Source organism: Vibrio sp. 10N.222.48.A3, from assembly GCF_041475345.1.
GTDB lineage: Bacteria > Pseudomonadota > Gammaproteobacteria > Enterobacterales > Vibrionaceae > Vibrio > Vibrio tasmaniensis_A.
Map to the genome: position 1 here is coordinate 1 of NZ_JBFRVX010000464.1, position 3,508 is coordinate 3,508.

The 3,508-nt window shown below is 44.4% G+C and carries 5 protein-coding genes; 1 reads left to right on the top strand and 4 read right to left on the bottom strand.

Annotated features, from left to right (window positions below; genetic code table 11):
* From AB4653_RS13900 to yceD, 4 genes are all read right to left on the bottom strand, one after another.
* A partial coding sequence (locus AB4653_RS13900) for a beta-ketoacyl-ACP synthase III (RefSeq protein ID WP_372104462.1) occupies nucleotides 1–838 on the bottom strand: 838 nt, incomplete at its 3' end.
* A 5-nt stretch (nucleotides 839–843) separates the two neighbouring features.
* The gene (gene plsX / locus AB4653_RS13905) at nucleotides 844–1,869 is read right to left on the bottom strand and encodes a phosphate acyltransferase PlsX (RefSeq protein ID WP_012603565.1); all 1,026 of its coding nucleotides are present in this window, start codon (nucleotides 1,867–1,869) and stop codon (nucleotides 844–846) included.
* A 9-nt stretch (nucleotides 1,870–1,878) separates the two neighbouring features.
* Nucleotides 1,879–2,049 carry a 50S ribosomal protein L32 gene (gene rpmF / locus AB4653_RS13910; protein ID WP_004737376.1) on the bottom strand — a complete coding sequence of 57 codons (171 nt, stop codon included), beginning with the start codon at nucleotides 2,047–2,049 and terminating at the stop codon, nucleotides 1,879–1,881.
* Nucleotides 2,050–2,093: 44 nt separating this feature from the next.
* Complete coding sequence (gene yceD, locus AB4653_RS13915; RefSeq protein WP_004733994.1) at nucleotides 2,094–2,621, bottom strand: 23S rRNA accumulation protein YceD; 528 nt, start codon at nucleotides 2,619–2,621, stop codon at nucleotides 2,094–2,096.
* 149 nt (nucleotides 2,622–2,770) lie between these two features.
* Between yceD and AB4653_RS13920 the strand changes: the two genes are divergently transcribed.
* A complete protein-coding gene (locus tag AB4653_RS13920) occupies nucleotides 2,771–3,352 on the top strand; it encodes a nucleoside triphosphate pyrophosphatase (protein ID WP_009848611.1) in 582 nt (193 codons plus the stop codon).
* Nucleotides 3,353–3,508: the final 156 nt, after the last annotated feature.

A 3,508-nucleotide genomic window follows, 5' to 3' on the forward strand; every position in this document is an offset into this window, starting at 1 on the left:
GTACGGTAGCTGCCGACGTATTGCCGTGCTTATCAAGAGTAATCACAACTTGATCAAGCGACATCGTCAGCTTTTTAGCGGTTGCCGAAATAATGCGGTAGTTCGCTTGATGTGGAACTAACCAATCAAGCTCTGACTTATCCATATTGTTCGCCGCTAATGTGTCTTTCACAAGCTTAGAAAGCTGAGTTACCGCCACTTTAAATACTTCGTTGCCCGCCATGTGCAACCATTTGTCGGCATCACCGCCACGCTCTGGAACTTCTAGGCTTAGAAGCTCACCATATTTACCATCAGAGTATATGTGAGTAGACAAAATACCTGGCTCTTCGCTTGCGCCAACAACCACCGCACCTGCAGCATCACCAAATAAGATGATAGTAGAGCGGTCAGTCGGATCACAGGTTTTTGACAGTGCATCCGCACCGATTACCAAAACGTTCTTACACATGCCAGTCTTGATGTGTTGATCAGCAACAGACAGTGCGTAGACAAAACCAGAACACGCCGCAGCCAAATCAAACGCAGGGCAGCCTTTGATACCAAGCTTGCCTTGTACCTGACATGCCGAAGACGGAAATGTGTGGCTACTGCTGGTTGTCGCAACGATGATTAAATCAATATCTTCTTTGTCGATACCTGCCATTTCAATGGCATTCTCAGCAGCGTAAAACGCCATATCCGCAACGGTTTCGTTTTCCGCTGAAATACGACGCTCTTTAATACCTGTTCTAGCCACGATCCACTCATCGCTAGTCTCTACCATTTTCTCTAAGTCTGCGTTAGTACGCACCTGAGATGGCAAGTAGCTGCCAGTACCTAAAATTTTGCTATACATGAAGACTAATAATGCCTCTCGAGTAAAACCGCTTCCAAACGATCGCTAATGCGACTGGGGACTTGTCGTTTGACCTCGTGTACTGCCTCACCAATCGCGTTGACGACTGCAGACACATCAGCACTTCCATGGCTTTTAATGACAATGCCGCGCAATCCTAACAAACTTGCGCCGTTATACTGGTCGGGGTTCAAGGTTTTTAATTCAGTAAATAGCTCAGAAAACAACATTCTGGCGATCCACCCCTTTATTGTTGAAGCCATCATGCGCGTTTTTAGCTTATCAATAAAGAGCTGAGCCGTACCTTCACACGTTTTTAAGCAGACATTGCCCACAAAACCATCACATACGACGACATCAGCCGCATCTTGAAGTAATTGATTACCTTCAATATAGCCTATGAAGTTCACAGACTGAGTATTCGACAACATTTCAGCGCATCGTTTTACAAGGTCATTGCCTTTGATTTCTTCAGCGCCGATATTCAAGATAGCGACACGAGGCACGCGACCTAAATGTTGTTCTGCTAATGCACTGCCCATTACGGCAAACTGAAACAGTGAATCCGCGTCACTAGAAACGTTCGCTCCTAAATCAAGCATCCATGTACGGTTGCCAGAAGCGGTAGGCAAAGCTGAAACCAATGCAGGCCTATCAATACCAGGAAGGAGTTTGAGTCGGAAACGAGATAACGCCATCAGTGCGCCGGTGTTGCCACCACTCACACAAGCATCAGCTTGTGACTCGGCAACCAGATCGATAGCAGCACGCATAGAACTACCCTGACTATTACGTAAGGCTAGTGAAGGTTTTTCAGAATTGGAAATAACTCGATCACAATGCTGGATACTCAAACGAGAATCAGGCATTCGACCTAATGAAGATAATTGAGATGTGATCGCATTTCGATCACCTATGAGAATGACTTTTAGCTCTGGGAAATACGACAGTGCCTGCACGGCGGCAGGCACTGTTACACGAGGACCGAAGTCCCCGCCCATTGCATCAAGCGCAACGGTTAGATTTTGCAAAGGTCAACCTTACTTGTTGATAACCTTTTTGCCGCGGTAGAAACCTTCGGCAGTCACGTTGTGACGTAGGTGAGTTTCACCTGAAGTTGCGTCTACAGAAAGTGCAGCTGTAGTTAGCGCATCGTGTGAACGACGCATGCCACGCATTGAACGTGATTTCTTGCTCTTTTGTACGGCCATTGACCCTACTCCTATGTAAATTCTTAAAGATACTTACTAATAAGTTATTTCTTTAAGTTTTTTAAAACATCAAATGGATTCGGCTTTTTATCTTCCTCAATTTCTTCAGGAAGTTCACCAAACACCAAGTTATTTGAGTTAACGCTACATTTCGCATCGTCGTGCATTGCTATTTGTGGCAATCCAAGGATGAACTCGTCTTCAACTAATTGAATCAGGTCTAACTCACCGTACTCGTTCAGATCTACCAAATCGTACTCTTCCGGTGCTTCCTCTTCACTTTTCTCGCTGTAAACAGGAGTATAAGTAAATTGGACATCGCACTCATGTGCGAAAACCTCATTACAACGTTGACACTCTAAATCGACTTCGACGTTAGCTTTACCAGAGATAACGACTAATCGTTGTTCATCAAGCCCAAATGACATTGAGACTTGCGCGTCACGTTTTACGCCTTCAGTTGTTTCGGTTAAACGCTTTAAAAGACTGACTTGAATGATACCATCCATATCGAGTCGTTTTTGAGCCGTTCTTGCCGGATCAACTGTACGCGGTATTTTTTCCTTTTGCATAGGGCGCGAATCTTATCTTCCAAATCGTGTTTAGTCAAAGGAAATGGCAAAAAAAATGTACTTTCCTACCTTTCCTGTTCAGAGCATTATGAATAGCAGGATAAGTTACGTTATCCTGAACTAAATGCTTACACGAATTGTAAATTAAAATGAGAAATTACCAACTAGTTTTAGCTTCTACATCTCCATTTAGGCAAGAGATCCTCAAAAAACTACAGTTAGACTTTGTCACAGCAAAGCCTGACTGCGATGAAACGCCACTTCCAGAAGAGACTCCTCAACAATTGGTAATGCGTCTTGCTGAGACCAAAGCCAAGTCTTGTGCTGTCGAACAACCAAGCCTAGTGATTGGTTCCGATCAAGTATGTGTGATCGACGAAGAAATCATTGGCAAACCTCATACTCGTGAGAAAGCGATTGAGCAATTGTCTCGTCAAAGTGGTAAGAGCATCACTTTCTATACTGGGATAACGGTATGGAACAGCGAGACCAGTAAAGCTGACACGCGTCTCGACACCTTTGTTGTGCATTTCCGCGATTTAACTGAGCAACAGATCATTTCTTATGTTGAGAAAGAGCAGCCTTATTACTGCGCGGGCAGTTTTATGTGCGAAGGGTTAGGTATTGCATTGTTTAAACAGATGGAAGGTAAAGACCCAAACACGCTGATCGGCTTACCTCTGATCGATTTAGTCGATATGCTTGAGGCACAAGGAATGAACGTGTTGTAAGCGATACTTACCACTCTGTTGGAGATTCCCTACTCCTTCCTTCGTCAGTCTAGGGAATGACGAAGATAGCCACATTATCCAATCAGCTCATGATGTAGAACCTGACTTTAAAAAGTCGTCATCCTCATGAGCGAGGAACGAGCGAGTTGGGGATCT

Bases quoted from the DNA above. Each gene is read 5' to 3' on its own strand.
- yceD (WP_004733994.1), bottom strand. From the start codon at position 2,621: ATGCAAAAGGAAAAAATACCGCGTACAGTTGATCCGGCAAGAACGGCT.
- rpmF (WP_004737376.1), bottom strand. From the start codon at position 2,049: ATGGCCGTACAAAAGAGCAAGAAATCACGTTCAATGCGTGGCATGCGT.
- AB4653_RS13920 (WP_009848611.1), top strand. From the start codon at position 2,771: ATGAGAAATTACCAACTAGTTTTAGCTTCTACATCTCCATTTAGGCAA.